Origin of the sequence: Pseudomonas sp. MEJ086 (assembly GCF_030209025.1) — a bacterium.
Classification (GTDB): Bacteria; Pseudomonadota; Gammaproteobacteria; order Pseudomonadales; family Pseudomonadaceae; genus Aquipseudomonas; species Aquipseudomonas fulva_A.
In genome coordinates this window covers 1-3,325 of record NZ_JARVSV010000058.1, presented here as the reverse complement: position 1 = coordinate 3,325, position 3,325 = coordinate 1, and the positions used below count along the sequence as shown (strand labels likewise).

Annotated in this window: 4 protein-coding genes and 3 tRNA genes; all 7 read right to left on the bottom strand. The window is 58.8% G+C overall.

Annotation, left to right across the window (positions count from 1 at the left end; translation table 11 throughout):
* A partial coding sequence (locus QRN22_RS25640) for a GTP-binding protein (protein ID WP_241779079.1) occupies positions 1-118 on the bottom strand: 118 nt, incomplete at its 3' end.
* Positions 119-202: 84 nt separating this feature from the next.
* Positions 203-278 (bottom strand) — tRNA-Thr (locus QRN22_RS25635).
* A 25-nt stretch (positions 279-303) separates the two neighbouring features.
* Positions 304-377, bottom strand: a tRNA-Gly gene (locus QRN22_RS25630).
* A 25-nt stretch (positions 378-402) separates the two neighbouring features.
* Positions 403-487 (bottom strand) — tRNA-Tyr (locus tag QRN22_RS25625).
* 146 nt (positions 488-633) lie between these two features.
* The gene (locus QRN22_RS25620; RefSeq protein WP_042555078.1) at positions 634-1,314 is read right to left on the bottom strand and encodes an SPOR domain-containing protein; all 681 of its coding nucleotides are present in this window, start codon (positions 1,312-1,314) and stop codon (positions 634-636) included.
* A gap of 3 nt (positions 1,315-1,317) precedes the next feature.
* Positions 1,318-2,076: a pantothenate kinase gene (locus QRN22_RS25615; RefSeq protein WP_042555079.1), complete on the bottom strand. Its 759-nt coding sequence runs from the start codon at positions 2,074-2,076 to the stop codon at positions 1,318-1,320.
* The gene (gene birA, locus QRN22_RS25610; protein WP_042555080.1) at positions 2,066-3,019 is read right to left on the bottom strand and encodes a bifunctional biotin--[acetyl-CoA-carboxylase] ligase/biotin operon repressor BirA; all 954 of its coding nucleotides are present in this window, start codon (positions 3,017-3,019) and stop codon (positions 2,066-2,068) included. Before birA ends, QRN22_RS25615 begins: the two co-directional genes overlap by 11 nt.
* Positions 3,020-3,325 lie beyond the last annotated feature (306 nt).

Below are 3,325 nucleotides of genomic sequence, written 5' to 3'. Positions count from 1 at the left end.
ATACTTCGGAGCAGACGCGGGTCAGAGCAGCGGTCAGAGTGGTTTTACCGTGGTCGACGTGGCCAATGGTGCCAACGTTGACGTGCGGCTTGTTACGTTCAAACTTTTCTTTAGCCATTTTGACCGTCTCCGAACGAAGAATTCAGCTAGTGATACCGCCATTAAAACAAAGGCAGATACTTTCATATCTGCCTTTATTAAATGGAGCTCATGAGCGGATTCGAACCGCTGACCTCACCCTTACCAAGGGTGTGCTCTACCAACTGAGCTACATGAGCAAATATATTGCGCGACCAGCAAAGCTGGAGCGGGCAGCGGGGATCGAACCCGCATCATCAGCTTGGAAGGCTGAGGTTCTACCATTGAACTATGCCCGCGGAGCTCACAGCTCGCGCTTAAATCTGGTGGAGGGAGAAGGATTCGAACCTTCGAAGTCGATGACGTCAGATTTACAGTCTGATCCCTTTGGCCGCTCGGGAATCCCTCCATAAGGAGGCGGCATTCTCAATATCTGCCACCCTACTGTCAAGCACTTTCTCATTTAAAAACCTGAGCTTAGCGACACTAACAGCAGCTTCACATACACACCGGTTAAGGCGTCCACCCTGCGAAGCGGGCGCCATTCTATGCATTCTATCGAGGGCTTGCAACCCCTTCGCACGGCATTAATTGATGTTGTAAGCCTTTGAAGTCCAAAGACAATCGTTCGAGCAGAGAATCATCGACCAAACGCCGGCTTTCCGGGGCAATACGCACCCAGTGGCGACGGTTGGCTCGCGGCAACTCTCGCAGCAGCGGCTCATAGCCGGCTCTGCGCAGACGCGAGATCACGCTATCGGCAGAGTCATGACGAGGAAAGATACCAAGGGAAATGCCATTCGACAGATCCCCCTGACTGATGATGTAGCTGTCGATCTTGCGTGCCTGCAATTCACGCAACTGCCTCAAAGATGCCTGCCGGGATGCGAGCGGTGGCAGGTAGACCCAATAGTCGACAGCACCGGCGGACTCGACCACCTGCACCTGCGAGCGAATATCCAGACTGAGAAGACGCTGCTCGACCTGCTCTGCCTCGACATTATCCTCGAAGCTTCCCAGGAACAGACACACAGCCTCCTCTTCGGGAGGAGCCTCCTTCACCGCAGCGCTACGGCGCTGCTGAGGTTCTGACTCACTCAGCAACTGGATATCGCGACGGCTCTCCTGGTAAAGCGAAAGCGGCGCGACCTCCTTGGCATGCATGGGTGTCTGCTGCTGATGCCAGACATAGTAGAAGGCATTCAGCACGACCAGGAGCATGAAAATCCAGCGCATACCTTACTCCCCAGCCAGTGGACAGGCGATCGCCAGACCGATGAATACCAAATCCGGCACCACCCGGGCGGCAGGCACCCACTGCGCGGCCAGCACGGCGTCGCCGCCGGTAAGAAACACAGTGACATCGTCGCCGCATTGCTGGCGTGCCAGCTCGAGCTGGGTGTCGACGAACCCGCGCAACATCAACAAACAACCACGCTCCACTGCCTCCGCGGTGGAACGCCCAGGCACAAGACTATGCTGCGCCTGCTCAGCGACAGCGTCGTCATAACGGATGCGGCGCGTGTGAGTACGCAACTGATTGCGCATCAACGGCATCCCCGGGCAAATGAAACCGCCAAGATGGCTCCCGGTAGAATCGATGAAGTCGGAAGTGATGGCAGTCCCCAGATCAAGAATCAGACAAGCACGACGCTCCAGACTGTATGCCCCAACCACCGCCAGCCACCGATCGAGACCCAGCCGCCGGTATTCATCATAGCCATTGCTCACACCGGCAAGGCTCTGCGCTGACGCGGCCACCCTGCAATCGATGCCGAAACGATTTTTCAACGCGTCGACCAGCAGCCGTGTTTCGTCTTCGCTGCGCACACTAACCAGCCTGCACATGAACAACTCGCCGGGAAAGCGAGATGCCAAAGCCACGAGCAGTTCCTCGTCGCTGCCGACTACACCACCAGCGACCACCTGAGCGCCCCCCTGCCTGGGCAGGACACGCCACTTGATAAAGCTGTTGCCGCAATCAAGCTCAAGAATCATCACGCAACCTCAAACTGAGCTCACCACCGCTGAACACACGCTCACCGCCATCAACCTCGAGGCGTAGCGCGCCAGTATCGTCGACGCCCAGCACTCGCCCTTCTATGGACTGCACACCCGCCGCAAGCGAAACCGCTCGCCCCTGCCACAGGTGACTGGCTTCCCACTGCTCGCGCAAGGCGGAAAAACCATGAAGACGATGCAACTCCAGATAGCGGGCAAGATGGTCACTCAAGCCAGCTACGAACTGGTTGCGATCGATCTGCGCTCCAAGAACTTGCCTGATAGAGGTCCAGGGCTGGTCGATCGCGTCCCCGGGCACTGCCCGCATATTGATATTCACGCCAATTCCGATAATCACATGGCAAACGTCAGCGGGGTCGCCGGATAGCTCCAGCAGAATGCCGGCGATCTTGCGCCCCCCCACCAACAGATCATTGGGCCACTTGAGGCCGACATCGGCAACACCCGCCTCGCGGATGGCATGCAGCAAGGCGAGGCCAACCACCAGGCTGAGACCCTCAATCTGACGCATGCCCCCGGTGATACGCAGCACCAGGCTGTAGTAGAGGTTCTCACCGAACGGGCTGACCCAGTTGCGACCACGACGCCCGCGACCTGCCGTCTGCTGCTCGGCAATGACCAGAAAAGGCGGTGTGGCTCCGGACACCAGGTGGCGCAGCGCCTCGGCATTGGTAGAGTCGACCTGCTGCAGAAGCCTCACCGGCCAGCCTATGGGGGTAAGCGCATCGCCGGCCAATAGGGACAGGGGCATCTCGAGACGATAGCCGCGGCCGCGGACCTTGTGAATGCTGAGATCGAACTCAGCCTCGAGCGCCTGCAGCCGCTTCCATATGGCTGCGCGGCTTACACCAATGGCGGCGCCAAGCTCTTCGCCCGAATGGAACTGGCCATCTTGTAAAAGTCGCAATAAAGGCTGCATGCCGAACCTGCCGTGCAATAAGGTGCGCATGATAGCGATGCGTTCCGCCGCTGCCTACCGAGGCCGGAACGCAATTACCTCGACGTATTTGCAAGTCATGCCCGGGCAGTTGTCTGAATGCCCCCGTGAACGCAAGCCGCCCCGGGCTACAAAGCCTGCGCAGGGCGTAAGACGCCCCACCCTTCCACCAAGCCCCGCGCGCAGGATGGCCTGCTGTAGGAGCCGGCTTGCCGGCGATGCTCTTGACCGCAGCTCGCCAGCAAGCTGGCTCCTACACGTGCTCCGTAGCCTGGGCTGGCGACGCGA

Coding starts and splice junctions, on each gene's coding strand:
- birA (WP_042555080.1), bottom strand. CDS start 3,019: ATGCAGCCTTTATTGCGACTTTTACAAGATGGCCAGTTCCATTCGGGC.
- QRN22_RS25615 (WP_042555079.1), bottom strand. CDS start 2,076: ATGATTCTTGAGCTTGATTGCGGCAACAGCTTTATCAAGTGGCGTGTC.
- QRN22_RS25620 (WP_042555078.1), bottom strand. CDS start 1,314: ATGCGCTGGATTTTCATGCTCCTGGTCGTGCTGAATGCCTTCTACTAT.